The following is a 25654-nucleotide window of genomic DNA, read 5'->3' on the forward strand; positions in this document are numbered from 1 at the left end:
TCCATTATTTTCAGGATCCGGACCGCCTAATCTTTAACCGCCATGACATCCAAAATACGGCTGAGCTCCGCCGCTTCTATCTGCCCGGGAGCAGAAGCCTTGCCTGCCGTTCCGAAAGTCATTGCCGATCCGAAAAACTCGCCCGCCACGCGACTGACCGCCCCCAAACGTCCCATAGCAATCGCCACTATCGGGCGTTCGGCATAACAGCGGCTCATGGTTTCGGCGGCATCCATCAGCGTAATAACATCTGCAGCCGATTTTGGCATCACTGCGATTTTGCAAATATCCGCTCCGCGCTCCTGCATCAGGCGCAAGCGGCGGATAATTTCCTCTTTCTCCGGCGTAGCCGAAAAATCATGATTGCACAATAATGTAACCACACCGCATTGACGCGCCGCCGCAATTAACGCCTGCACCCCGTCATCACCGGCAAATAGCTCGATATCAACCATATCTGCCAGGTTTGAGGCAATCACACGATGCAGCAACATAAAATAGTATTCAGACGGCACTTCACATTCACCGCCCTCTGCAAATGTTCGGAAAGTGAATAAAACGGGCATATCGGGCAAGCGTTCGCGCAAAATCTTCAGGTGTGCCAATACTGCTTCGGCATTGGCCGCATCGGTCAGAAAATCAGCGCGAAACTCAACCAAATCGCAAGGGACGCCGTTTAATGCAGCTACCGCGGCATCCAGTTCGGCAGTATTTTTCGCCACCAGCGGCACACAAATTTTCGGACGCCCCCGCCCGAATACCAAGTGTTTTACATTTACGGTTTTCATCCGCCCCTCCCCGTCTTTCAGACGGCCTTCCTATTTATAACTCGCCCAACAGGCTGCGTACCATTTGGGCGGAATGCACGGAAGCCGTTTTCAAAAACTCTTCGAAACTCACGTCCGCGGCCTCATCGGCCGAATCCGACACAGCCCGCACAACCACAAACGGCACCGCCAATTGCATACAAGCCTGAGCAATCGCCGCCGCTTCCATTTCCACCGCCAACACACCCTCAAAGCGGCTGCGGATTTGTGCCACCGCTTCAGAGCTGTGAATAAACTGGTCTCCGCTCACAATCAGGCCACGATACACTTTTGCACCCGAAAATGCCGCTGCGGCACGATCAGCCGCCGCCACCAACCATTCATCACTTTGATAAGCCACAGGCAGTTGCGGCACTTGTCCGTAGGCATAACCGAAAGCGGTGACATCCACATCATGATGTGCCACTTCGCTACCAATCACCACATCACCCACTTTCAAACCATAGTCCAAACCACCCGCACTACCGGTATTAATCACACAGTCGGCACCGTAACGGCTGACAACCAAAGCGGTAGCCACGGCCGCATTCACTTTACCGATACCGCTGAGCGACAAAACCACATTTTTACCGTCCAAACGCCCCCTGTATACGGTGAAATTGCCCAAGCTTTCGGTTTGCATGTTTTCCAAACTGTTTTTCAAAAGCTCGATTTCCTGCGCCATCGCACCGATAACCGCAACAGTCCCCACCTGACTCATAATAATTCCCTTCATTTTCAAAACCATGCCATACCGCAATCACGCAAGAGCCATTGACAAAAGTTCTGTATTTGCAAATCTGTACATTATACGCACCGGGGCCGTCTGAAGCCAACAGATGCCATTTTCCGAGCCGTTCGAAAACAGCTAAAGACAGCACTGCCGTAATTGTTATTTTGTTATATACTACCGAAAACCAACCGACATATATCATCCGGCCAATCCCCAAACAAACATATGCCGGAGCAATATTCACAGGTAATAAAAATGACGGATAACACTTCTTCACTACCCGCTAAAGAAGCACTTTATACATGGCTTCGCCATCTCAACAGACACAAAGGCTCCGACCTTTTCATCACTACCAATTTTCCACCCGCAATGAAGCTGGACGGTAAAATTACACCGATTGAAGAGACCCCTCTTTCTGCCGAGCGCTGCATGGAAGTAGCCTTTTCAGTGATGAATACCAAACAAATAGAAGAATTTACCAACACCAATGAGTGCAACTTCGCCATCAGCCTGCCCGACACCAGCCGTTTCCGTGTCAACGCCATGGTTCAGCGCGGCGCAACGGCTTTGGTGTTTCGCGCCATTACCAGCGCCATTCCAAAATTCGAAAGTCTCAACCTTCCGCCGGTATTGAAGCAAATCGCCCTAACCAAACGCGGTTTGGTTATTTTTGTGGGCGGCACGGGTTCGGGTAAATCCACCTCACTGGCGTCGATGATTGATTACCGCAACGAAAACAGCCACGACCATATCATTACCATTGAAGATCCTATTGAATTCGTACACACCCATAAAAAGAGCATCATCACCCAACGCGAAGTAGGCGTCGATACCGAAAACTGGCAAGCGGCATTAAAAAACACCCTCCGCCAAGCACCCGATGTGATTCTGATCGGTGAGATACGCGACCGGGAAACCATGGACTACGCGATCGCTTTTGCCGAAACCGGCCACCTCTGTATGGCTACCTTACACGCCAACAGCACCAACCAAGCGCTCGACCGAATCATCAACTTCTTCCCCGAAGAACGCCGCACCCAGCTGCTGACCGACTTATCGCTCAACCTGCGTGCTTTCGTTTCACAGCGTCTGGTACCGCGCGAATCAGGCAAAGGCCGCGTTGCAGCAGTAGAGGTGCTGCTTAACTCGCCATTGATCGCCGACTTGATTTTAAAAGGCGAAGTCCACGGTATTAAAGACTTGATGAAAAAATCAACCGACCACGGTATGCAAACTTTCGACCAAGCTTTATATGAGTTGTACGAAAGCGGCCAGATCAGCTTCCAAGAGGCCCTGAAAAATGCCGACTCTGCCCACGACTTACGCCTCGACATCCAATTACGCAGCCGCCGTGCGCAAACCGCCGGTCCGGATTTGGAATTGATTTAACGGCCGTTTTTCAGACGGCCTGAGAAAATGATGCATTATTTCAGTATCCACACCCCAAACGGCACGCATTTAGGCTTTTTAATTATGCTGCCGGACGATGAACACGCCGCCCAGCCCCAAGGCGGCCGTTTTGCCGTCAAGCTTCAAAGCGAAAACCCTCAGGTCGATAGCGCCGCCGCACAGGTATTATCCGCCCTTGAATCCTCCGATACTCCTCTTTATTGGCAGGTGGAAAAAGACGGCGTTACCCTCTCGGACGGCGAATCGGCCATCGGCCGTATCCGTAACGAATACCTCAGTCTCGGCGGCCAAACGCTTGTATTGAATGACTTAACCGGAACCCTCTGATGGAAAGCGTATACATCCTCATCCCGATCAGCATCATTTTGGCATTTATGATTGCCTATTTCTTTTGGTGGTCGGGCAAAAACGGGCAATTTGATGATTTGGAAGGCCCAGCCCACCGCATTCTGATGGACGACGATTCTACAGACGGCCTAACCTCCTCGCGCCAAGAAAGTGAAAATGAGCCTAAAAAATAACCTGGGGTTCGCCGGAAGCCGCCGTTTTGCTCCGCTTTTCGGCACCCAATTTCTCGGCGCCTTCAACGACAATCTGTTCAAGACCGCCCTGTTTGTCATGATCAGCTTCTACGGCTTGGGGCACAATGATTTTTTACCGCCCAGCCAGATGCTCAATCTCGGCGCCTTGTTGTTTATCCTGCCCTACTTTCTCTTTTCCGCCGTTTCCGGCCAACTCAGCACCAAATATGACAAAGCCAAATTGGCACGGATTATTAAAATTCTGGAAATAGCGGTCATGTCTTTGGCGGCATTCGGTTTTTACATACAGTCCGCCCCGTTGCTGCTGTTGTGTTTGTTTCTGATGGGTGCCCAATCCACTCTTTTCGGCCCGTTGAAATATGCCATCCTGCCCGATTATTTGGAGCGTAAAGAATTGCTGATGGGCAACAGCCTGATAGAGTCGGGAACATTTTTAGCCATTTTATTCGGTCAGATTCTCGGTACGGTCATTGCCGGCTTTAATCCCAATATTACCGGCACCTTGGTCATTCTCTTGGCCGTATTCGGTACGCTCAGCAGCTTTTTCATGCCTACGGTCGCCGCTAAAGACCCTGCCGCCGCCATCGACCCGAATATTATCCGCGGCACCCGCTCCTTAATTAAGCAAACCATGGCTCAGCCGCCTTTATTTACCGCCATTATCGGTATTTCATGGTTTTGGTTTATCGGTGCGGTTTACACTACCCAGCTGCCGACGTTCACCCAAATCCATTTAGGCGGCAACGATAATGTATTCAACCTGATGTTGGCACTGTTTTCTATCGGTATCGCCACAGGCTCGGTATTGTGCGCCAAACTCAGCCATCAGCAGCTGCATTTGGGTTTGGTCGTTTTCGGTGCGGTCGGACTCACTGCCGCCGGCACGCTGTTGGTTTGGCTCACGCACACCCAACACTTTACCGAGTTGCGCGGCCTATTGTGGTTTTTGGCACAAGCCAATGCCTGGCCGGTTATGCTGACCATGATTGCGATCGGATTTTTCGGCGGTTTTTTCTCCGTACCGCTTTATACTTGGCTGCAAACCGCCAGCAGCGATACTTTCCGCGCCCATGCCGTTGCTGCCAACAATATCGTGAACGGTATGTTTATGGTGGTAGCCGCCCTGCTCAGCGCCGTACTTTTATGGGCTTTCGACAGTATTACCCTGCTGTATCTGATTGTGGCACTCGGCAATTTGCCTCTATTGGCCCTACTCTTCAAACGGGAGCCTTTATTCTGGAAAGATATCAAAACCTTCGGCCGGAAAAAGCAGCGCGACAGCCATTCGGAATAAATATCGGCAAGAGACAGCGCCATCTTATTCCAACCTTTCGAAGGCCGTCCGAAAAATATTCAGACGGCCTCATAAACTGTTAAAATATCCGCCTTTAAATGATTCTTACCACTTCACAGCTTCCGATATGAATCCGACCACCCCCATCCTGCCTCCCGCCATGCTTGGTATACTCGGAGGAGGCCAGCTCGGCCGTATGTTTACCGTTGCCGCAAAAACCATGGGCTACCGCGTTACCGTACTGGACCCCGATCCGCTCGCTCCGGCCGCTGCCTTTGCCGACCGTCATTTGTGCGCCCCGTTTGACGATTCAGCCGCTCTGGCAGAGCTGGCCAAATGTGCCGCCGTCACCACCGAATTTGAAAATGTTAATGCGGATGCGATGCGGATGCTGGCACGGCACACGCGCGTATCACCTAGCGGCGACTGCGTGGCCATTGCGCAAAACCGTATTCAGGAAAAAGCTTGGATCAGAAAAGCAGGGTTACAAACCGCCCCCTACCAAGCCATTTGCAAAGCAGAGGATATTACCGCAAGCAGTACCGACTTTCTGCCGGGCATACTCAAAACCACCACTCTCGGTTACGACGGTAAAGGTCAAATCCGCGTCACCACCCTGGCCGAACTCGAAGCCGCCTTTGCAGCCCACGGCAGCGTAGACTGCGTGTTAGAAAAAATGGTGGATTTGCGTGCCGAAATTTCAGTAGTGGTATGCCGTCTGAACACACAAGAAATCCGCACTTTCGATCCTGCCGAAAATATTCATGAAAACGGTATTCTCGCCTATTCCATTATTCCGGCACGCCTGCCCGACAGCGTTCAACAGCAGGCACGCGCCATGGCCTGCCGCCTTGCCGACGAATTGGACTACATAGGCGTGCTGGCGGTGGAGATGTTTGTAGTCGGCGACAATCAGGAATTAGTCGTAAACGAAATCGCCCCGCGCCCGCACAATAGCGGCCACCACACTTTAGATGCTTGTTGCGCCGATCAATTCCAACAACAAGTCCGCCTGATGTGCGGCCTTCCGCCGGCAGAAACCCGCCTGCTCACCCCTGCCTGTATGGCAAATATCTTGGGCGACGTATGGCCGAAAAATGGCGGCGAACCAAACTGGCAGCCGCTGCAAACCCACAGTAGTGTCCACCTGCACCTATACGGTAAAGCCGCCGCCCGCGCCGGAAGGAAAATGGGGCATTTCACCATATTGGCCGAAACTGCGGATAGTGCATTGGAAGCTGCCCAAAAGTTACACCAATCGCTATAATTCTTGTATCGGGCAATGAAATATACGCCTGAAAATGAAAACCGTTTGGCAGCAATGCCGCCGGATGACTCCCGCCACCCACTTTTTCAAGCCTAAATGCCATGAGTCTGATTACCGTTCTACGCCCTGCCTCCGTGCACGATTGCGAACATATCTACAACGCGCATCTGTATTCCGTACAATACACCTGCGCCCGCAGCTATGACGACCGTATTCTATCGGCATGGAGCGCACTGCTCAGCCCCGAAAGCTACCTCGATACACTGGCAGACGAATATAAAAAACTGTGGGTAGTCGAATATAAAAACCACATCCAAGGCTTTTTCCAGCTTGATTTGCGGGAGGCTGAATTAGATGCGCTGTATGTACACCCGTTTGTACATAACCACGGCTTGGGTACGGCCTTGCTGCAAAGAGCGGAAGAGCTTGCCGCCGAAGCCGGTTTAAGCATGCTGAAGCTTTACGCCTCACTAAATTCCATCGGCTTTTACAAACTCAACGGCTACGAATCTTTAGGAGCCGCCATGTTGCCGCTCAACCGCGAAGTAACCGTCGAATGCGAATTGATGCGTAAATATCTTTAATCGTTTCCGACAACTGCATCTTTGCAATGTCTATACGCAATAAAACGCCGTCTGAAAATTTCAGATGGCGTTTTGCAAAGCAGTTTGCTTAAATAACGGTTATTTACCCAAAGCAGCCAAGACTTCTGCCTTCACGGCTTCAACAGGTTGGGTACCGTCTACTTTGATGTATTTTGGCGCATGCTCTCCCTCGAGTTTGCTGTAAAAATCTACCAGCACTTCTGTTTGCTCGTGGTAAACATCCAAGCGTTTTTTCACCACTTCTTCTTTGTCATCATCGCGCTGAATCAGATCTTCGCCGGTAACATCGTCTTTGCCTTCAACCTTAGGCGGATTGTGGGCGATATGGTAAGTACGGCCGGAAGGCAGATGTACCCGACGCCCGCTCATACGGTTCACGATAACTTCGTCAGGCACGTCGATTTCCACCACAGCATCCAAATCCACGCCCGCCTCAACCATCGCTTCGGCTTGCGCCAAAGTGCGCGGAAAACCATCAAACAGAAAACCGTTTTTGCAATCTTCTTGGGCAATACGCTCTTTCACCATACCGATGATGATGTCGTCGCGCACCAAACCGCCTTCATCAATAATTTTCTTGGCTTCCAAACCCAGCGGCGTACCGGCTTTAATGGCGGCGCGCAACATATCGCCGGTAGAAATTTGCGGAATATTGAAGGCGGCGGTAATAAACTGGGCCTGGGTTCCTTTACCTGCGCCGGGGGCACCGAGAAGCAATGCTTTCATATATATTTTCCTTACAATGTCATCAAATAAATGAATTTCAAAAACTGAAGCGTGTGTTGTTTGTGATTATATTAATACGTTTACAAGCCGTCTGAAAAGTTTTCAGCAAAACTTTTCAGACGGCTTCTGCATATTTTTAATACCGCCGCTACTTTATTTTTGAAGATGTCGGAATACCTCGCGCACACGGTCCAAATCTTCTTGGGTATCCACACCCGCTGCAGGAGCTTCGGCGGCGATTTCTACGGCAATCGGATAACCGTGCCACAAAACTCGCAACTGTTCCAACGATTCGATATTTTCCAAAGGCGATGCGCTCATGGCCGCATAATCCTGTAAAAAGCCGGCGCGGTAGGCATAAATACCGATATGGCGCAAAGGTGCGGCCTCTTGCGGCAGACTGCGCTCACCCGCACGCATACTATCGCGCGGATAGGCGATCGGCGCACGGCTGAAATAAATCGCACGGCGGTTTTTATCCAAAACCACTTTGACTACATTGGGATTCATAAATTCATCGAAATCGTGGATTTCATGTGCCGCCGTTGCCATCGGCGCGCTACTGCCCGCCAAGGCGGCCGCCGTACGGTTCACCAATTCCGGATCAATCAGCGGTTCGTCACCCTGAACGTTAACAACTATGGTATCCGTAGGCAATTCCAGCTTTTGCACGGCCTCCGCCAAGCGCGTTGTACCGCTCTCGTGGGTATCCGCCGTCATCACAACCCCAATGCCGTACGTTTGGCAAGCTTCGGCAATTTCCGCATGATCCGTCGCCACCACCACACGCGCGGCAAGGCTTTTTTGCGCCTGCTCTGCAGCACGCACTACCATGGGTTTGCCGCAAATATCGGCCAATGCTTTTCGCGGCAACCGCGAAGACGACATACGCGCGGGAATCAAGACGACAAAATTATTCATTGGTGCAGCTCTTCATCGCTGAGTTGGCGGGCTTCGTTTTCCAGCATAAACGGAATACCGTCTTTAATCGGATAAGCCAGTTTACTCTGGCGGCACCATAATTCCTGCTTTTCCTGTTTGTATTCCAATGCGCCTTTACATACGGGGCATACTAGAATATCCAAAAATTTTTTTTCCATTAGGCTTCTTTCTTTGTATTCAGATTCAAACGGCCGACCAGCCACGCCGCCAAGTCAGGTTCGATTATCGCACAAACCGGCAGCACCCACACATTATCCGCGTGCAAATCGGCTAATTTTACGGCATCTTTTTCGGTAATGATGACCATATCGGCCTTGGGCAAATCGGCCGAAGTCAATGCGGCATGGTCGGGCAACGCACGGGTTTCAACCAACTCAATCCCCATTGCCTGCAAACTGCGGAAAAAACGCTCGGGCCTAGCGATACCCGCCACCGCCGCGATCCGCATATTATTCAGACGGCCTGTTTCCAACAAAATATCAGGACGGTTCAGGCGGTAAATCCTGCCGCTTTCAATACGGCTGCCAAACAGCGGCATACCTGCCGGAAAATATTCTTTCCCATTCACACCGTTCCCGCCGCTTACTACCACCGCATCGGCCTGTTGAACACGGCTAAACGGCTCCCGCAAAGCACCGTTGGGCAACAAATCCAAATCCGCCCGCCCGATATCGGCAGCGGGGAAAACGGCAATTTCCACATCACGCCGCAAGGCATAGTGCTGCAAACCGTCATCGGCAATCACCAATTCAATTTCCGGATACGCTGCTAACAAAGCGCGCCCCGCTTCTACGCGGCTACTGCCCACTGCCGTCGGTGCGCCAGTTTGGCGGTACAACATCAAGGGTTCGTCACCCGCATCGGCTGCACGGCTTTGCGGGCTTAATACATGTATCCCTTTACCCGTACGCCCGTAACCGCGGCTAATGATGCCCACCTTTACACCTTGGGCCTGCAAACCGCTTACCAACGCCGCCGTTACCGGAGTTTTACCCGTACCCCCCGCATGGATATTACCCACCACTACAACCGGCACCGGCAAAGCCTCGCTTTTCAGACGGCCTATCCGATACAGATAGCGACGCACACTTGATAACGCTGTAAAAATTCGTGATAACGGCCACAACAACAGCCCCAACCAAAGCCGGGGGTTTTGCCAATGATGTTCGATAATCTGATGTAATTTGGGCATATGAGGATTTTCAGACGGCCTTGATTTGAAAAACAATATTTATACATATGAAACAATAGGGGTAATACCCTCACAGATCGTGCCGTAAGTTTATACCACTGCACGCAAAAGCATTATAACGGCAAATGAACTGTCAGGCCGCAGGATAGACAGGCCGTCTGAATCATTTGCGGAAAATATGCGAAAACATACCGTTTAGACGGCGATTTGACTATAATTCCCGCTTTGCCTTTTGCCGTTTCAGACCGTATTGATAATGTCCGAACTTTTTGCCCCTGCTGCCGTATCCGTCTCCGAACTGAACGCACTCGCTAAAAACCTGCTCGAACAAAACCTGTTCGGGCTGTGGGTTGCGGGTGAAGTCTCCAACCTTACCCGCGCCGCCAGCGGGCATTACTACTTTTCCCTGAAAGATAGCCGTGCCCAAGTTCGCTGTGCCATGTTTAAAGGTGTTGCCGCCAAACTCGGTGGCGCATTGAAAGAAGGCGACCACATCGAGGTATCGGGCCGCATCAGCATTTACGAAGCCCGCGGCGAATTTCAAATCACCGTAAACGAAGTACGCCTGAAAGGGTTGGGGCAACTCTACGAGGCCTACGAAAAGCTCAAAGCAAAATTACAGGCAGAAGGAGTATTCTCAGCGGAGCGCAAACGCGCCATTCCTACGCATCCCCGTGCCATCGGTATCGTCACCAGTTTAGCGGCGGCAGCCTTGCGCGACGTTGCCACCACGCTGAAGCGCCGTGCGCCCGAGATACCCGTTATCATTTATCCGACTGCTGTACAGGGAGCCGGCAGCGAACTGCAAATCGCCCAAGCGATTCAAACAGCATCCGAGCGTGCCGAAACCGATGTACTGATTGTTTGTCGCGGCGGAGGCAGCATCGAGGACTTATGGGCTTTTAACGAAGAAGCCGTTGTGCGCGCCATCGAAACCTGCTCCATCCCCGTTGTCAGCGGCATCGGCCACGAAACCGATTTTACTTTGGCCGACTTCGTTGCCGACGTCCGCGCGCCCACCCCGACCGGTGCCGCCGAATTAGTCAGCCCCAACCGCGCCGAACAACAACGCAAATTGCAACAAACCGCCGCGCAACTGCAAAGCATTTTGCAGCAACGCTATTACGATGCCTGCCAACGGCTGGATTGGGCCGCCCGCCAAGTACGCCATCCGCGCCAAAAACTAACCGAACAGAAAAACCATATTGCCGCACTCCGGCAAAACCTGCATTTCGCCATGCAAAACCACCACCGCTACGGTAGCCAGCAATTGTTGCGGCAACAGCAAATCCTTGCCCACCTTCGCCCCGACACCGCCCGTGCAGCCCTCCACATTCAAACGCTGCAAAGTAACTTGCGGCAAAACTGGCAAAACCTGTTCGACCGCAACCACCGCCGCTTAGAAAAACAAACCGCCCTGCTTGACGCCGTTTCGCCGCAACATATCCTCGAACGCGGCTTCAGTGTCGTACGCAACAGCCGCGGGCAAGTTATACTCAGCGCCCAACAGCTCAAGCAAGGCCAAAAACTGCATATCGTATTTGCCGATGGCGAAACCGACGTACGCGTAACCAGCGAACAGGCCCAACCCGATTTATTCGATTATTCGTAACCTGCAAAAATTTGCCGGCTGCATATTTTCAGACGGCATCTGCAATAATATCGCCCCCATAAAGGGATACCCGGAAAAAATTATGCAAACACCGAAAGCCCTCGCCCTGCTGGGCCCGACCGCCAGCGGCAAAACCGGCCTTGCCCTGCAATTGGCGCAAACCCTTCCAGTTGAAATCATCAGCCTCGATTCCGCTTTGGTATACCGCGACATGGACATCGGTACGGCCAAACCCACGGCTGCCGAACGTACCGCGGTTCCCCATCATCTTATCGATATCATTTCTCCTCTAGAAGCTTACAGTGCTGCCGATTTCGTGGCCGACTGCGTCCGTTTGGCAGCCGAAATCCATGCACGCGGCCGCCTGCCGTTAATCGTCGGCGGAACCATGATGTATTTCCACGCACTCACCGAAGGCCTCAACAATCTGCCCGAAGCAGATCCCGCCGTACGCGCCGCCCTGCAAGAAGAGAAACAGCGTATCGGCCTTGCCGGCCTGTATGCACGGCTGCAAGAAGCCGATCCCATTACCGCTGCCCGGCTACAACCTGCCGACAGCCAGCGTATCGAACGCGCTCTTGAAGTATTCCGGCTCACGGGCAAACCTTTGAGTACCCATTTCGCCGAACAACAAGCCTATGTTCCGCCGCTTGATTTGTGTACGGTAGCGCTGATTCCAGCCGACCGCTCCCTCTTGCACACACAAATCGCCCGCCGTTTCAAAAATATGCTGGAGCAAGGTTTTATAGAAGAAGTCGAGATATTACGGCGAAACTACCCCACTCTCAGTCCCGACTTACCCTCCATGCGCTGCGTGGGCTATCGCCAAGCTTGGGACTATTTGGAAGGAAATACCGATTATAAAGATTTTGTCGACAAAGGCATCGCCGCTACCCGACAATTGGCCAAGCGCCAGCTCACTTGGCTACGTAAAATTCCGCTTGCCCATACCCTTGACCCCTATTCCGGCAATGACTGGCAACAACAAGCCGAAACTTTGGCAAAACGCCACTTCGGCGATCTCGGTTAAATTCCCCCAAAAACATTTTTGGCGATTTTATTCCAAGTATTGGCGTGGAATATGGCCACAACCTTTCTTCAGGCTGCAAATTCAACAACAATTATTTGTTTTAAATAATTATTTCCATATCAAATTTTAGTATTTTGCCATATAAAGATAGAGTTAATCAGCAAAACAAACTGCTTTAAATATATCGGCAAACATTTGCTTTGTTATAAAAAATGCCGTCTGAAAATTTTCAGACGGCATTTTTACATCTTGATTTGTATCGTCTTTATCTTCGAGCTATTAAATTTCCTTAAAAAATAAAATTAAAATGTTAACAATATTTAATGTTTCCAAGTAGGAAAACATCTTTCAACAAAATACCCGTTTATCCGCCGAGTGCGCACGGGTACACTGCATTTCATCGAGACAAAACAGCTCCCGAAAACATTTCAAAACAGGAAAAAATGATGAAAAAACTTATCTTAGCCAGCGTACTGGGTTTCACCGCAACTGCCGCCTTAGCCAGTGGCGCACCAACGGACAACTACCCTTACGGTTTCCAACCACATGCGGATCTTGAAGCTCGCGGTTTGGTAAAACCAGCCCCCACCTCAGTGCTGGGCGCAGCTAAAAACGATGACAGTGTAAAACTGGTTTATACAGGTGATCGCGACGGAGCGGATTATAACCTCTTCACCATCGACAATTTCCGCGCCCGCCACGCCGGCCAACGCTAACCCGCTACTATCCGGCCTATAAGAACTATCAGGGTAAAACACAAACCATACAATAATTGTCGGAATAAAATTCCAACCTTATACGGCTAATACTTTGCCTTTTTTGTGAATTTTATCCCGCAGCTCTTTTCTGAACATTGCTTAATCCACATCAGCAAATCAGATTACTGCCAAACCAACGGTTGAAATACATATGGCCTGAACTCCAGCAGGCCGGATGATTTATTTTCAAACCATGTATGTGTGCCATCCCTACTTCATTCATACAGCAGGCCAAACAAATGCCGTCTGAAATATCCATTTTCAGACGGCATTTTCCTAAAAATATTTACCTTTGAATGATTAATTGGGATAAAAATATACGCCACCTCTTTACCCTACTCTGCCTGAGGGCCATATATGCGTTCTGCCGCCGGGCATAAGCTCTCTTTTACCCACTGCAATCAAAATAGAAAGAAAAACATGAAGATCAAAATTTTACCAATAATCGGCTTATTCTTTTTAAGCGCATGCGCCACTTCTATTACCGGCCAATCCGCATCAACGTTGGAACGCAACAAAGCCAATGTGTTGGCTTTTTATGATTTAACTTTCAATCAGCACAAGCCCGAGCAAGCAGTTGAACGCTATATCGGTCAGGAGTATCTGCAACATAACCCCCGTATACCCGACGGCGGGCAGGCACTAATAGATGCACTCACGCCGTTTTTTCAAAAATATCCGCAATCACGCCCGCATATCAAACGAGTAGTCGCCGAAGGTGATTTGGTGGTACTTCACGTCAACAGTAAAAAAACACCGGAGGATCCCGGCAATGCGGTAGTAGATATTTTCCGCCTGAACAATAACGGTAAGATTGTAGAACATTGGGACGTCAGTATGCCTGTTCCCGAAAGCAGCGCAAGCGGTCGAGGTATGTTTTAATTCTTCCGCGAGTTTTTGTCGGCAATGCGAAAAAAAATTTATCCGATCAGGGTAAATTTTTCCGCGTTATCCTGCACATATTCCGCCGCCGTGATCAAATCTTGATCCGCCGTATCGTAGTAATCGGCGTCCAACTCTTCAAAATCACCAAAGCGCGCACGAATATCGTCCAGCGGAATTTCCTGTGCCGACAATTCTTCTATGGCTTCTCCGTGCTTGATATACAAAGCTTTAGCTTTATCAAGTATTTTCGGTGTCGGTTTGATACGCCAGCGGCGCAAGCTGTCGGCCAGAGGATTCATCAATACATACTCGCCGTAGCCGGCTGCAATCAACTGGATAAAACCGCCCTCTTGTACTTGGCTATCTAAATAACAATATGCCAAGAGCGTATGCTGTTCATCGTTCAACGCTGCCATTTCGGTATCGCCATGCTCTTGGGCGTAAGCCAAATAGGCATCGCTTAAAGTATAAAGAAAAGCCGCCGGATCTTGCGGATCATATTCGGGTAAAGACAAACGGTTCATAACCACATCTCTTTCAAATTCAATCAATATTCTTTACAAAAATCCACCGGCTGTTTTCAGGCCGTCTGAAACGGGGTCGCCAAAAACAAACAAGCGGCTGCAATCTGAACTAAGCCGCTTGTTTCGTGGGTTAAACTTCGATACGGTTGGGCGTAAACGTTTCCCATTTATTGCAGGCCGGACAGTGCCAAAAAAATACCTGTGATTTAAAATGGCAGTTTCGGCAACGGTACATCACCGCTTTTTGCAATTGCCGGCCGACTACCGCGCGCATCATATCCGCATCTGCCTTCCAAGTCGGATCCATTTCGCTAATCTGCAAACCCAGCAAACGGTAAACGCCTTGCAAATCGGGCTTCTGGCGTACCAAGTCTATGGCTGTTTGGGCCGCGGCGGCTTCACCGTGAAGCAGTAGTGATTTTTCATAAATCACATTAATCAAATCAAGCTGCGGAAAGGTTTTCGCATAACCCGTCAGTACATTCAAACCCTCTTGCGGCTTACCCAAAGCATCATAGGCATCATACAAACGCTCGCCCACCATACTCAGATAAGCATGGTTTTGCTTTTCAATCGCGGTATAAGCATCAATTGCGGCCTGAAGATTGCCCTGTTTTTGCTCGATATCGCCCAAAATCATATTGGCGCGGGTACATTTTCGATTGGCATCCAAGGCTTTACGCACTTCTTGGCGAGCCGTCTCAAAATCAGATTGAAACAACGCAGCCTGCGCCAACTCGCAATGGAATTGGGCGATTTCAAATTGGTAAGTCTGCTCGTCATGGCTGAGCAACTGAGCCATTTCAATCGCCTTGCCCCAGTCGCGGTCTTGCTGGTAAATGCCCAACAGCACCTCACGGGCATCTTTAGCCATATTGCCGTTTTGCAAACCGAGAAAAATCTGTTCGGCACGGTCAACCAGCCCCGCGCTTTGGTAGTTCTGCCCCAACTCGAACAAAACCCGTTCGCGCTTTTCGCCCACGGTATCGGGTGCATCCAATAAAGCTTTATGCATCGCAATCGCTTTATCGTTCTCACCGCGTTGGCGGTAAAGTTTGCCCAAAGTTAAATTCAGTTCGTACGACTGCGGCTGCAAATCGGTTACCTCAGCCAATTCTCTGGCAGCGCGCCCTGTTTGGCGGTCTACCAACGCATCCAAACTTTTATAAAAACCGGCAGGAACAGTTTTAGCGTGTTTCAATACCGTTTTCATGTCTACCCGAGCCGCAAACCAACCCATCGCAAAAAATACCGGCAGCAGGAAAATCGGCAGCAGCCACATCCAAATTTCATTATCCATACGCGCTTATTCCGCCTTGGATACGGTAGTTGGTACGACAACCGTTTCAGAAGCGGCGGGAGTCTGCAGATCCTGTTCGCCCATACGCGCGGTTTTCTTCACTTCTGCCCGAAGACGGTTATTTTCGCTACGCAAGCGCAGCAAACGCCCGAACATTGCAAAAATACCAAACACGGTTCCAACTACAAATGCGCCGAACAACACGACAATCAGCGGCAAGCTTACTTCATAGCCGGGTAGGTAGAAAAATTGAACGGTCTGTACATTACTGACAGCCAGCAACAAAAATACCAATAAAATAAGTATCTTAAAAATTAAGGAAATGGCTTTCATCATCGCACTCCGATAAAAAACAAGACATCCGGCCAATAGGCAGAAAGGAGATTATTATTAGTTTAAACGATTTTAGTACCTTTGCGTTATCCGATATGCCGTACCCCTTAGCCGGCACGGTTGCTTGTACACAATCTGTATAATAGAATAATCGGATATTCAGGCCGTCTGAAACTCTCCGGCAGCTGCCACACGCACCGCGCCGGTTTTATAAAACGATTTATCCTACCGTTATCTGTGCTGCGTACCGCTCAGCCGTTTCCCGCCTGAAACTTACAGTATTCATCCAACACAAGTTTCAAATCTACTCAGAAGAAAGAAAGACATCATGGCTCAGACAATGGACGATCGCGACGGAAAAATTTGGTACAACGGCACATTGGTGGATTGGCGCGAGGCCAAAACCCATGTTCTTACCCATACCCTGCACTACGGCATGGGCGTATTCGAAGGCGTGCGTGCTTACGAAACCGCCGAAGGCCCGGCTATTTTCCGTTTGCAAGAACACACCGACCGCTTGTTTAACTCTGCAAAAATCACCGGCATGCAGCTGCCGTTCAGCAAAGAAGAAATCAATCAGGCGCATATCGATGTTGTCAAAGCCAACGGCCTGAGTTCGTGCTACTTCCGCCCGATGGCATTTTACGGTTCGGCCAAACTCGGTATTGCGCCGAAAGAAGACGATGTCCAAGTTATCGTAGCCGCTTGGGCGTGGGGCGCCTATCTCGGCGAAGAAGGCCTCAAACGCGGAATCCGATGCAAAATCAGCTCGTTTACCCGGCACCACCCCAACATTACCATGATCAAAGCCAAAGCCAACGGCAACTACATGAATTCGATTATGGCTAATACGGAGGCCCAGCAGGGCGGTTACGATGAAGCTATCTTGCTGGATGCACAAGGTTATGTTGCCGAAGGATCGGGGGAAAATATTTTTGTGGTGAAAGATAATGTTCTCTACACCCCCGCTTTAGACGTTGCATTAGACGGCATTACCCGCCGTACCGTTATCACCATCGCTAAAGAAATCGGCCTCGAAGTAGTGGAAAAACGTATTACCCGCGACGAACTCTATATTGCCGACGAAGTATTCTTCACCGGCACGGCAGCCGAAGTAACGCCCATACGCGAAATCGATAACCGCCAAATTGGTATCGGCGAACGCGGCCCGGTTACTACCGACATCCAAAGCCGCTTTTTCGATATCGTGTGCGGCCGCAATCCCGCTTACCGCCATTTGCTGACTTATGTAAAATAAGCTTTTTCAGGCCGTCTGAATGCGTTTCAGACGGCCTATTCGAACCTATATCCGATATGAAAGAAACATATATGAACGACCAAACCATCGTTATCACACCACACGATTTACCGCTGCATTGTTCAGGCCCGCAAAATGAAACTTGGAACGGCCACCCGCGCGTATTTTTGCCGATCGAATCCAACAGCTCTATCGAATGCCCGTATTGCGGTGCCGTCTACCATTTGGAAGGCGAAGCCAAAGGCCACCATTAACAGCAGCGGGATACAACATGATGCGCCGATATCTTCCCCTTTTATTGGCTGCCCTACTTAGCGCATGCGGTTCACAACGTGCCGTGCGCCCCGAAGCTCCTACGCCGGTTGTCGCCGAGATACAAAACAACACCATCTCTTACCGGGCAGCCAACGGCAGACGCATCACGGCCGTTTATCTCAACGACCGCAGCCCGCTGGCTGTCGAGCTTCGCCAAGGCAGCACGGTAGAGGTTCTGACCCAAGTGAGCGCATGGGCGCAAGGGGCGGAATATAGCAACGGCAATACCCGCTGGCATGTTCAAGACAATGCAGCCACCCTCATCCGCCGTAACCAAAAAATCCGATACCAAGAAACAGACAGCTGATTGGTTCTAAAATCCGATACCTATACCTCAAAACATTTGCAATCTCGGATAAGCACCTCTTTAATATACAATCGATAAAGCAAATGACCGAGCAGCTAAAAATACCCGAATACCAAATAAAAACGGTATCTGAAAATGGCAGTATCGAGAAAATGAAAAGCAGCATTGCCTCAAAATATTTGCTTAACCGCACAACTCTTCCCACAGAACCCCGGCCTACATGACATCTAAAAAAATCCTGATTATTTCTCCCAGCTGGATCGGCGATTGCGTTATGACTCAGCCGCTTTACCGCCGGCTACACGAGCTTCACCCGGGCTGCCAAATCGATGTATTTGCTCCCAAATGGTCAATGGCCGTATTCGAACGTATGCCCGAAGTAAACCGTGTTTTCGAAAACCCTTTCGGACATGGCGCGCTCGAGCTAAAAAAACGCTGGCAAGTGGGACGGGAGCTGGGCAAACACGGCTACGACCAAGTCATCGTATTACCCGGCTCTCTGAAATCCGCTGTCATTGCCGCTGCTACGGGCATCAAGCGGCGCACCGGATATGTGGGTGAATCACGCTATTTTCTGTTAAACGATATCCGCAAACTCGACAAAGCCGCCCTGCCGCTCATGGTAGACCGCTATACCGCACTGGCTTATGACCGCCAAAACGATTTTAACGGCCACTCCGATAATCCTGCATTCAAAATCGCCCCCAAAAGCCAGGCCGAAGCATTAAGTAAACACAGCTTGGATACCAACCGCCCTATCGTAGCTTTCTGTCCGGGCGCAGAATACGGCCCTGCCAAACGTTGGCCTGCTGCTCATTTTGCCGACTTGGCGAAACGCTATGCACAGCAAGGCTGGCAGATTTGGCTCTTTGGTTCGCAAAAAGATTTTGAAATAGCGGATGAAATCAACCGTCTTTCAGACGGCCTTTGTCAAAATCTATGCGGCAAAACCAGCTTGGCCGAAGCCATAGACCTACTTGCTTGCGCTGATACCGTTGTTTGCAATGATAGCGGATTAATGCACCTGGCTGCCGCCCTAGGTTGTAAAGTGGCCGCCATCTACGGTTCATCCAGCCCGGATCACACGCCGCCGCTCAGCCCGCAGGCAAAAATCATCAGCTTGAATTTGGAATGCTCCCCCTGCTTCAAACGGGAATGTCCGCTCGGGCACACAGACTGCCTGAATAAACTTTCTCCACAATTGGTATGGGAAAAAACACACGAGACTTCCCGGCATGGAAATTAAGAAACCATCCGTCATCTAGAAAAAATAAGCCGCATATCCAAGCATATGCGGCTTATTTCTACTTAACTATATAAATACTTACATAAAATACAACGGCAAAACCGCTTATTCTACAACTATGGCGTTCTATTGCAGTAATGGCTGAAAATTATCAAGCTTATGCATCCGCAATTTTTCAGACGGCCTAATCCGCCCAATCAGTAATCTCTTCAGCGGCAGCTATACGCGGCCTATCCATGCACTACAACAGCGGACTCATCAAACGTACTGTATTTTCAACTAATCCCCACCATCTCGGACGCAAACGCCATACACCGGCATCAATACGTCGGCTATCGGCCAGATAAGCATACTGACGGCCGGCAATTTCTGCCGTCATCGCACGGTCATAAATGGCCAAGCTGATCTCCAAATTAAGAAAAAAGCTGCGCATATCCATGTTTACCGTGCCGAAAAGAGCATAGTCGTCATCTACGGTCAGCGTTTTCGCATGTAACAAACCGCCTTCATACAAAGCAATATTCACACCTGCTTCGAGTAAAATCGGGTAATACGCGCGAGATGCATAACGCACCATCAGCGAATCAACCTTAGCCGGCAAAATCAATGTAACCTCCACGCCCCGACGGGCAGCAGTCGTGAGTGCCAACAGCAGAGGTTCATCCGGAATAAAATAAGGTGTCGTAATCATCAGCCTGCGCTCGGCCGCATGAATTGCCGAAATAATCGTATCGTAAATCACCCTTTCGGCTTGGTTGGGTGCAGAAGGGATCACTTGGGCCACAATATTGCCGGCCATTCTTTTCCCGGGCATAAGGGCTGGAATCTGCTCGGCAAAGCCTTTTAAATACTGCTGGACTTCTGCCAGATTACGATCATCTTCTACCGCCACATCGGCATAAAACACTGCAGCCATTTCCAACACCAGCGGCCCGCTGCACCGCATCATAACATCCACCCACTCGCCGACACCCGCATTTTGTTTGAAATAACGCGGATCAACCAAGTTAAAGCTACCCGTATAGCCGATTTTTTTATCTACAATCAATATCTTACGGTGATTTCTTAAATCAGTACGGGTAAATAGCGAACGCCAAAGCCCTACCGGCAAGGCACTTTCTACTTTCACTTTGGCCGCCCGCAAACGACGCGGCCAATAGCTTCGAAAAAAAGCCTTGCTACCGACCGCATCTGCCAACACCATGCAATCCACTCCACGCTGCGCCGCTTCTTCCAATGCCTCTAATAAAGTTTCGATACGGCCTTGAGGATCGATAATGTAAAAAACCAAAACGCAGGAATGGGAGGCAGTACGGATATCGTCAAGCATACTGTCGAGAATGCTTTCGGTCGTGTAAAGCAAACTCATCGCATTGCTGTTGGTCGCGTAAAGCCCGGTAACCGATGAAGAAAGCTGGCTGATACCGCGGTAATGCGGCGACAAATCATCGCGTATTTCCAAATGAACATCAGCCAAATAACGTTCGCTGACTTCGGTATAGAAACGGTTCATCTCGGCCGTTCGTTTTGCACGAGCCGTTCCTAACCTCGGCTCCCCCAACAACAAATACAGCGCCACACCTATAAACGGCACGACAAAGAACAAAATCAACCAGGCAAAAGTATTGCCGATATTGCGCTGTTTATACAAAACCCGCAAAGCACAACCCAAAACCGCCAAGCCGTGCAAATACAATACAATCTCACCCCAAGTAATTTGAATACCGCTCATATCCACCTATTTTTTAGCACGGTTTACGGCAGTAAGAGGCCGTCTGAAACCGTATCTCTACCGTTCAAATAACAACCGCAGCTCCCAACAAAGCCGCATAACGTAAAAATTTCCCTGCTATCAACATCAAAGTGCTGTGCCAAACATTCAAACGCAACCAGCCAGCGGCAATCGGTAAGCCGTCGCCTATGACAGGCACCCAAGCCAATAAAAGTGTCCATACGCCCCACCGTTTCAGCCAAGCCAACACTTTTTCAGACGGCTGCTTTTTAGGAGGAATCAACCGCCCCATAGTATAAGACACCACACTGCCCAAGCCGTTTGCCAAGCCGGCTACCAATAAAATAATTGCCCAATGTTGTGGGTAAACATGCAATGCGGCCAAAAAAGCGGCTTCCGAAGTTCCGGGCAGAATGGTTGCCGAAGTAAATGCCGACACCGCCAAGCCGCCCAAAGCCCAAACTATATCCATAAAAATCGCGCCGTTAATACACGGCGGTTATTTTATCGGAAAGCACCACGGCAGTCTTCAAAATGGCCCCTCTTCTGAAATATACCGCCAAACCAATTCTCAATAGCCCGTACCATCGGCCAATGTTCGGATTGATACCAACACTTTATGCTTCTACCCGATAGAACCCCACACCTCAAATTTACAATAAATACAAGCTTGGCTATCAACATATAAAAAGGCCGTCTGAAATTTCAGACGGCCTTTTATCACAATTCCACCTTAACGGAAGCCTGCGCGACGCATCAGCATCACTGCCTGACGCTGGTTACGCCCTGCTACCGAAACATTAATGACGTCTTGCTTGAACTTGCCCCATTTCGCAACACGCGGATCAGGCAGCACGCCGGCATTAGCCGGATATTCGTTGTTCAGATCCGCAAATAAATTTTGCGCTTCGCTGCTGGATAACCATTCGATGAATTTTTGCGCCTCAGCAGGCTGTTTGCTGTATTTGGCTACACCCGCACCCGAAACATTCACATGGGTACCCTTGCCTTTTTGGTCGGCAAACACGATGCCGATGGGCAGGTTGGGCTGCTTCTCCATCAAACGGCCGTAATAATAAGTATTGGCAATACCCACATCACAACGGCCCGCGCCGATCGCCTCAAGCATAGCGGTATCATTGGCAAACGGAGCCACTGCCAGATTGTTCACCCACCCTTTTACTACTTGGGTAGCTTTAGCCGCACCTTGATTGGCAATCATGGTTGCAACCAGAGATTGATTGTACACATTGGCCGAAGTACGCAAGCATAAACGGCCTTTCCATTTCGGATTAGCCAAATCCGCGTAAGTAGAAAGCTCGGAAGGTTTAACTTTGTTGGTATTGTAAAAAATAGTACGCGCACGTACAGACAAACCGAACCATTCATTTTTCGGATCACGCAGGTGGGCGGGAATATTCTTCTTCAGCGTAGCGGAGTTAACCGGACGTAACAAGCCCATCTGAGAGGCTTGCCACAAATTGCCGCCGTCTACGGTAATCAGTACGTCGGCCGGGCTATTGCGGCCTTCGGCCTTCATCCGCTCCATCAGCGGACCTGCGGTACCGCTCACCAATTTGATGGTATTGCCGGTACGTTTTTCATAAGCGGCCACAATCGGCTTCAACAAATTGTCTGCACGCGAGGTATAAACAACCAGTTCGGCAGAAAGCGCGGGGGCGGCGACACCCAAAGCCAACGAGGCAGCCAAGATTTTTTTCATCATCACTGAATTCCTTTGTCTTCAAGCCATACAAGCAAATCTTGCGGTTAACACCTTCCCTGTTCCGCAATTCCTCAACCTTATAAAAAAGATAAAAGAGGTACACTATGCCAGTATGGATAATCGCTGAAATAAAACGGCAACGGAGCTTCGGCCTGATTCTGTAAACCTTCCGTACGGCCCTATTTCCCGTTATCAAAATGGAATTAAAGACTATTCTCATTTAGATATAGAGCCATTCTACTCCATTCGAAAGCAGCCGACAAGAGAATAATAAAAGCTATCATTTATCTTAAAAATACCGAAAATATAGCGGTTTGCCATTGCATTTATTGCCTATGCCCCCGATAATCGCACCTACCGAATCAATGCAGGCCGTCTGAAACATGAACTTATCATTAATCAAACTGCTGCCGCGCGGCTGGCTGCTGTTGTGCACGCTGCTGGTTATCGTGCCATTAGCCGTTATCACCACTGCGGTAGGTGAATTTGATGCAGAAATTTGGGAATTTTTATTAGAATTCCAATTGTCGGAGCTAATCAAAAATACTTTGATACTGGTTACGGGCGTAGGTATCGGCGTTACCGTAATCGGCACGCTATGTGCCTGGCTTACCGCCATGTATGAATTTCCACTGCGCCGCTTTTTCTTTTGGGCCTTGATGCTGCCTTTAGCCGTTCCTGCTTATGTATTGGCGTTTACCCAGTTAGGGTTATTCGACTATACAGGCCCGCTCAGCACGTGGTTACGGGAGAATTACGGACTCGAACAAGGCTTGCCTGATATTCGCAATGTATTCGGATTAACTGCGGTAATGAGCCTGACTTTTTATCCTTACGTCTACCTGCTTGCCCGCAACGCTTTTTCCGGAATGGGACAACGCGCCTTGGAAGCCGGCGCATCGTTGGGGCTTTCGCCCGCACAGTCATTTGTCAAAATCGCCCTACCGATGGCCAGACCTTGGATAGGCGGCGGCCTGATTCTCGCCCTGATGGAAACATTAGCCGATTTCGGTACCGTATCCGTTTTCACATACGACACCTTCACCACCGCCATTTACCAAGCATGGTTTGACTTTTATTCCCTTGAAACCGCCAAACAGCTGGCGGCACTACTGATTACGGCAGTATTCATATTATTGGTGTTGGAACAAATCAGCCGGGGCCGCCGGCGTTTTCATCAGGCGGGCAAAGCACAACAGCAACGCCACAAATCTCTGCACGGTGTCCGCAAATGGCTGGCCAGTGCTTTTTGCAGCCTCATTTTGCTGCTCGCCTTTGTGATCCCGGTTGTTCAACTTACTGTTTGGGCTTATGAAACTTGGCCCGTCAGCTTTAACCGCACCTTATGGCTCAACGCCTGGCACTCGTTTGCCGCATCCTTGGCAGCCGCCCTTCTGGTCGCCGCCGTCGCCTTGCTGGTGGCACTTGCCAAGCGTGCCGACCGCAGCCGCTTGGCAGCCGTTGCCGCGCGTATTACCACATTGGGTTACGCCGTACCGGGTACGGTATTGGCCGTCGGCGTATTCGTTCCGGTGGCATGGTTCGACAATTTATTGATTGAAAAACTGCAATTACCCGAAGGCAGTGCGATCATCAAAGGCACACTGGCAGTCATGCTGCTGGCTTACCTGATCCGGTTTCTCGCCGTTGGCTATGCCTCTATCGAAGCCGGATTAGAACGCATCAGTCCCTCTCAAGCCGAAGCAGCCCGCTCGCTCGGTTGCACCGGCACAGGTGTACTGCGCCGCGTTTACCTGCCTCTTTTAAAAGGCTCGCTAGGCACGGCCGTATTGATGGCTTTTGTCGATATTATGAAAGAGATGCCCATCACTCTGATGACACGTCCTTATGATTGGGATACGCTGGCCGTACGTATCTATGCCTTCACCACCGAAGGCCAATATGCTTATGCCGCGCTACCTGCCCTTTTAATCGTATTAACCGGCCTCTTGCCCGTTATTCTGTTTTCACGAACGGAGCGTAACCGATGATTTTAGAAGTTTCCGACCTGCACCTCCAATTCGGCAGCAAAACCGTATTAAACCACTTCGGCTTCAATCTGAAAAAAGGCGAAATTGCCTGTTTGCTGGGTGCTTCGGGCTGTGGAAAAACCACCGCCTTACGTGCCATTGCCGGTTTTGAACAGCCCCAAAACGGCAGCATCTCGCTAAACGGCCGCACACTTTCAGACGGCAACAGCTTTGTTCCCCCGCACCAACGCCGTATCGGCATGGTTTTCCAAGACTATGCTTTGTTCCCCCACCTCACCGTAGCAGACAATATTGCTTTCGGCATTCACCGGCAAACTACAAACGAGCGCAAGCAGCGCGTAGACGAACTACTCTTGCTCATCGGCATGCAAGGCTACGGAGAACGCTACCCCCACGAGCTTTCCGGAGGCCAGCAACAAAGGGTTGCGCTGGCGCGCGCACTGGCACCCAAGCCTGATCTGATTTTGCTTGACGAGCCTTTTTCCAATCTCGATGCAGACCTGCGCGCACGCTTGTCGAAAGAAGTCCGCCAACTGCTCAAAAAAGAAAACACCAGCGCGGTTTTGGTTACCCACGACCAACAAGAAGCTTTTTCCATGGCCGATAAAATCGGCATCATGTCGGCCGGCAGCCTCCAGCAATGGGATACCCCCTACAACCTTTACCACCATCCGGCCAATGCCGAAGCAGCCGCTTTTATCGGAGAGGGTGTTTTATTGCGCGGGCAAACCATCAGCACGCATTGCATCCGCTTAGCCTGCGGTGATTTCTGCGGTACGGTACCGATTGCCTGCCAAAGCTGTCAGGAAGTAGACGTACTCATCCGCCCTGACGACATTATCCATGACGACCATAGCCCGGTACAGGCCGAAGTGCTGGCAAAAGATTTCAAAGGCAGTTATTTCACCTATACCCTCAGGTTGGATAGCGGGGAAGAGGTTCTCGCCCATGTTCCCGGTCACCACGACCACCCTGTCGGCAGCCGCATCGGCATACACATGCAGATCGAAAACCTGATAGCCTTCCCGCCCTCCGCAAACAATAAAGCAGCAAAGCCACTGTCGGCAAAATAAAAAGACAAAACGTTTTTTCAGACGGTCTTGGGTATCCAATAGCAAAC

General features: G+C 50.2%; 28 protein-coding genes. 16 read left to right on the forward strand and 12 right to left on the reverse strand.

The window, feature by feature from the left end; translation table 11 throughout:
- Positions 1-26 precede the first annotated feature (26 nt).
- Positions 27-788: a type I 3-dehydroquinate dehydratase gene (aroD, locus tag ACEPPX_RS02450; protein WP_416622814.1), complete on the reverse strand. Its 762-nt coding sequence runs from the start codon at positions 786-788 to the stop codon at positions 27-29.
- A 34-nt stretch (positions 789-822) separates the two neighbouring features.
- Positions 823-1527 (reverse strand): 5'-methylthioadenosine/S-adenosylhomocysteine nucleosidase, encoded by a 705-nt coding sequence (gene mtnN / locus ACEPPX_RS02455; protein WP_416622815.1) that lies wholly within the window; start codon positions 1525-1527, stop codon positions 823-825.
- A gap of 267 nt (positions 1528-1794) precedes the next feature.
- Here mtnN and ACEPPX_RS02460 point away from each other — a divergent pair, with 267 nt between their 5' ends.
- The 6 genes from ACEPPX_RS02460 (at position 1795) to ACEPPX_RS02485 (ending at position 6636) form a co-directional block, all read left to right on the forward strand.
- Entirely contained in the window at positions 1795-2928 is a 1134-nt protein-coding gene (locus ACEPPX_RS02460; RefSeq protein WP_416622816.1) for a PilT/PilU family type 4a pilus ATPase, read from the forward strand.
- 27 nt (positions 2929-2955) lie between these two features.
- Positions 2956-3276, forward strand: a complete 321-nt coding sequence (locus tag ACEPPX_RS02465) for an HLGFF motif protein (protein WP_414629260.1) — start codon at positions 2956-2958, stop codon at positions 3274-3276.
- Positions 3276-3470: a cbb3-type cytochrome oxidase assembly protein CcoS gene (gene ccoS / locus ACEPPX_RS02470; protein ID WP_416622817.1), complete on the forward strand. Its 195-nt coding sequence runs from the start codon at positions 3276-3278 to the stop codon at positions 3468-3470. The genes ACEPPX_RS02465 and ccoS overlap by 1 nt, the downstream gene beginning before the upstream one ends.
- Positions 3454-4785: an MFS transporter gene (locus tag ACEPPX_RS02475; protein ID WP_047761253.1), complete on the forward strand. Its 1332-nt coding sequence runs from the start codon at positions 3454-3456 to the stop codon at positions 4783-4785. The genes ccoS and ACEPPX_RS02475 overlap by 17 nt, the downstream gene beginning before the upstream one ends.
- A gap of 127 nt (positions 4786-4912) precedes the next feature.
- Entirely contained in the window at positions 4913-6052 is a 1140-nt protein-coding gene (locus ACEPPX_RS02480) for a 5-(carboxyamino)imidazole ribonucleotide synthase (protein WP_416622818.1), read from the forward strand.
- 101 nt (positions 6053-6153) lie between these two features.
- Positions 6154-6636 carry a GNAT family N-acetyltransferase gene (locus ACEPPX_RS02485; protein ID WP_047761251.1) on the forward strand — a complete coding sequence of 161 codons (483 nt, stop codon included), beginning with the start codon at positions 6154-6156 and terminating at the stop codon, positions 6634-6636.
- A gap of 99 nt (positions 6637-6735) precedes the next feature.
- Here ACEPPX_RS02485 and adk read toward each other — a convergent pair whose 3' ends face one another.
- The 4 genes from adk to lpxK all read right to left on the reverse strand — a co-directional run bounded on the left by adk (position 6736) and on the right by lpxK (position 9517).
- Positions 6736-7383, reverse strand: coding sequence for an adenylate kinase (gene adk / locus ACEPPX_RS02490; RefSeq protein ID WP_047761250.1), 648 nt, complete (start codon positions 7381-7383; stop codon positions 6736-6738).
- Positions 7384-7536: 153 nt separating this feature from the next.
- Positions 7537-8304 (reverse strand): 3-deoxy-manno-octulosonate cytidylyltransferase, encoded by a 768-nt coding sequence (gene kdsB / locus ACEPPX_RS02495; RefSeq protein ID WP_416622819.1) that lies wholly within the window; start codon positions 8302-8304, stop codon positions 7537-7539.
- Positions 8301-8483, reverse strand: coding sequence for a Trm112 family protein (locus ACEPPX_RS02500; RefSeq protein WP_047761248.1), 183 nt, complete (start codon positions 8481-8483; stop codon positions 8301-8303). The genes kdsB and ACEPPX_RS02500 overlap by 4 nt, the downstream gene beginning before the upstream one ends.
- A complete protein-coding gene (gene lpxK, locus ACEPPX_RS02505) occupies positions 8483-9517 on the reverse strand; it encodes a tetraacyldisaccharide 4'-kinase (RefSeq protein WP_416622820.1) in 1035 nt (344 codons plus the stop codon). Before lpxK ends, ACEPPX_RS02500 begins: the two co-directional genes overlap by 1 nt.
- A gap of 256 nt (positions 9518-9773) precedes the next feature.
- Here lpxK and xseA point away from each other — a divergent pair, with 256 nt between their 5' ends.
- From xseA to ACEPPX_RS02525, 4 genes are all read left to right on the forward strand, one after another.
- On the forward strand, positions 9774-11129 hold the full coding sequence (xseA, locus tag ACEPPX_RS02510; protein ID WP_416622821.1) for an exodeoxyribonuclease VII large subunit: 1356 nt from the start codon (positions 9774-9776) through the stop codon (positions 11127-11129).
- Positions 11130-11211: 82 nt separating this feature from the next.
- Complete coding sequence (miaA, locus tag ACEPPX_RS02515) at positions 11212-12159, forward strand: tRNA (adenosine(37)-N6)-dimethylallyltransferase MiaA (RefSeq protein WP_416622822.1); 948 nt, start codon at positions 11212-11214, stop codon at positions 12157-12159.
- 446 nt (positions 12160-12605) lie between these two features.
- Positions 12606-12875: a hypothetical protein gene (locus ACEPPX_RS02520; RefSeq protein WP_416622823.1), complete on the forward strand. Its 270-nt coding sequence runs from the start codon at positions 12606-12608 to the stop codon at positions 12873-12875.
- A gap of 462 nt (positions 12876-13337) precedes the next feature.
- Entirely contained in the window at positions 13338-13799 is a 462-nt protein-coding gene (locus ACEPPX_RS02525) for a nuclear transport factor 2 family protein (RefSeq protein ID WP_416622824.1), read from the forward strand.
- A 38-nt stretch (positions 13800-13837) separates the two neighbouring features.
- Here the strand turns inward: ACEPPX_RS02525 and ACEPPX_RS02530 are convergent, their stop codons facing one another.
- The 3 genes from ACEPPX_RS02530 to ACEPPX_RS02540 form a co-directional block, all read right to left on the reverse strand.
- Entirely contained in the window at positions 13838-14326 is a 489-nt protein-coding gene (locus tag ACEPPX_RS02530; RefSeq protein ID WP_047761243.1) for a DMP19 family protein, read from the reverse strand.
- Positions 14327-14456: 130 nt separating this feature from the next.
- The gene (lapB, locus tag ACEPPX_RS02535) at positions 14457-15626 is read right to left on the reverse strand and encodes a lipopolysaccharide assembly protein LapB (RefSeq protein WP_047761242.1); all 1170 of its coding nucleotides are present in this window, start codon (positions 15624-15626) and stop codon (positions 14457-14459) included.
- Positions 15627-15632: 6 nt separating this feature from the next.
- Positions 15633-15959, reverse strand: coding sequence for a LapA family protein (locus ACEPPX_RS02540; protein ID WP_047761241.1), 327 nt, complete (start codon positions 15957-15959; stop codon positions 15633-15635).
- Between the two features lie 328 nt (positions 15960-16287).
- Here ACEPPX_RS02540 and ACEPPX_RS02545 point away from each other — a divergent pair, with 328 nt between their 5' ends.
- The 4 genes from ACEPPX_RS02545 to waaF all read left to right on the forward strand — a co-directional run bounded on the left by ACEPPX_RS02545 (position 16288) and on the right by waaF (position 19085).
- Complete coding sequence (locus ACEPPX_RS02545) at positions 16288-17217, forward strand: branched-chain amino acid transaminase (RefSeq protein WP_047761240.1); 930 nt, start codon at positions 16288-16290, stop codon at positions 17215-17217.
- Positions 17218-17288: 71 nt separating this feature from the next.
- On the forward strand, positions 17289-17471 hold the full coding sequence (locus ACEPPX_RS02550) for a zinc-finger domain-containing protein (RefSeq protein ID WP_047761282.1): 183 nt from the start codon (positions 17289-17291) through the stop codon (positions 17469-17471).
- A gap of 17 nt (positions 17472-17488) precedes the next feature.
- Complete coding sequence (locus tag ACEPPX_RS02555; RefSeq protein WP_235284607.1) at positions 17489-17839, forward strand: MliC family protein; 351 nt, start codon at positions 17489-17491, stop codon at positions 17837-17839.
- A gap of 220 nt (positions 17840-18059) precedes the next feature.
- Positions 18060-19085, forward strand: coding sequence for a lipopolysaccharide heptosyltransferase II (gene waaF / locus ACEPPX_RS02560; protein WP_416622825.1), 1026 nt, complete (start codon positions 18060-18062; stop codon positions 19083-19085).
- A gap of 241 nt (positions 19086-19326) precedes the next feature.
- Here the strand turns inward: waaF and cls are convergent, their stop codons facing one another.
- The 3 genes from cls to ACEPPX_RS02575 all read right to left on the reverse strand — a co-directional run bounded on the left by cls (position 19327) and on the right by ACEPPX_RS02575 (position 22543).
- Positions 19327-20817: a cardiolipin synthase gene (gene cls, locus ACEPPX_RS02565; RefSeq protein ID WP_416622826.1), complete on the reverse strand. Its 1491-nt coding sequence runs from the start codon at positions 20815-20817 to the stop codon at positions 19327-19329.
- A 64-nt stretch (positions 20818-20881) separates the two neighbouring features.
- The gene (locus ACEPPX_RS02570) at positions 20882-21289 is read right to left on the reverse strand and encodes a YqaA family protein (protein ID WP_416622827.1); all 408 of its coding nucleotides are present in this window, start codon (positions 21287-21289) and stop codon (positions 20882-20884) included.
- Positions 21290-21550: 261 nt separating this feature from the next.
- A complete protein-coding gene (locus ACEPPX_RS02575; protein ID WP_047761237.1) occupies positions 21551-22543 on the reverse strand; it encodes a Fe(3+) ABC transporter substrate-binding protein in 993 nt (330 codons plus the stop codon).
- Between the two features lie 383 nt (positions 22544-22926).
- Here ACEPPX_RS02575 and ACEPPX_RS02580 point away from each other — a divergent pair, with 383 nt between their 5' ends.
- Complete coding sequence (locus ACEPPX_RS02580; protein ID WP_416622828.1) at positions 22927-24534, forward strand: ABC transporter permease; 1608 nt, start codon at positions 22927-22929, stop codon at positions 24532-24534.
- Positions 24531-25607 (forward strand): ABC transporter ATP-binding protein, encoded by a 1077-nt coding sequence (locus tag ACEPPX_RS02585; RefSeq protein ID WP_416622829.1) that lies wholly within the window; start codon positions 24531-24533, stop codon positions 25605-25607. The genes ACEPPX_RS02580 and ACEPPX_RS02585 overlap by 4 nt, the downstream gene beginning before the upstream one ends.
- Positions 25608-25654 lie beyond the last annotated feature (47 nt).

The sequence above is a fragment of the Neisseria sp. S1 genome (genome assembly GCF_048060015.1).
GTDB classification, from domain to species: Bacteria; Pseudomonadota; Gammaproteobacteria; order Burkholderiales; family Neisseriaceae; genus Neisseria; species Neisseria arctica.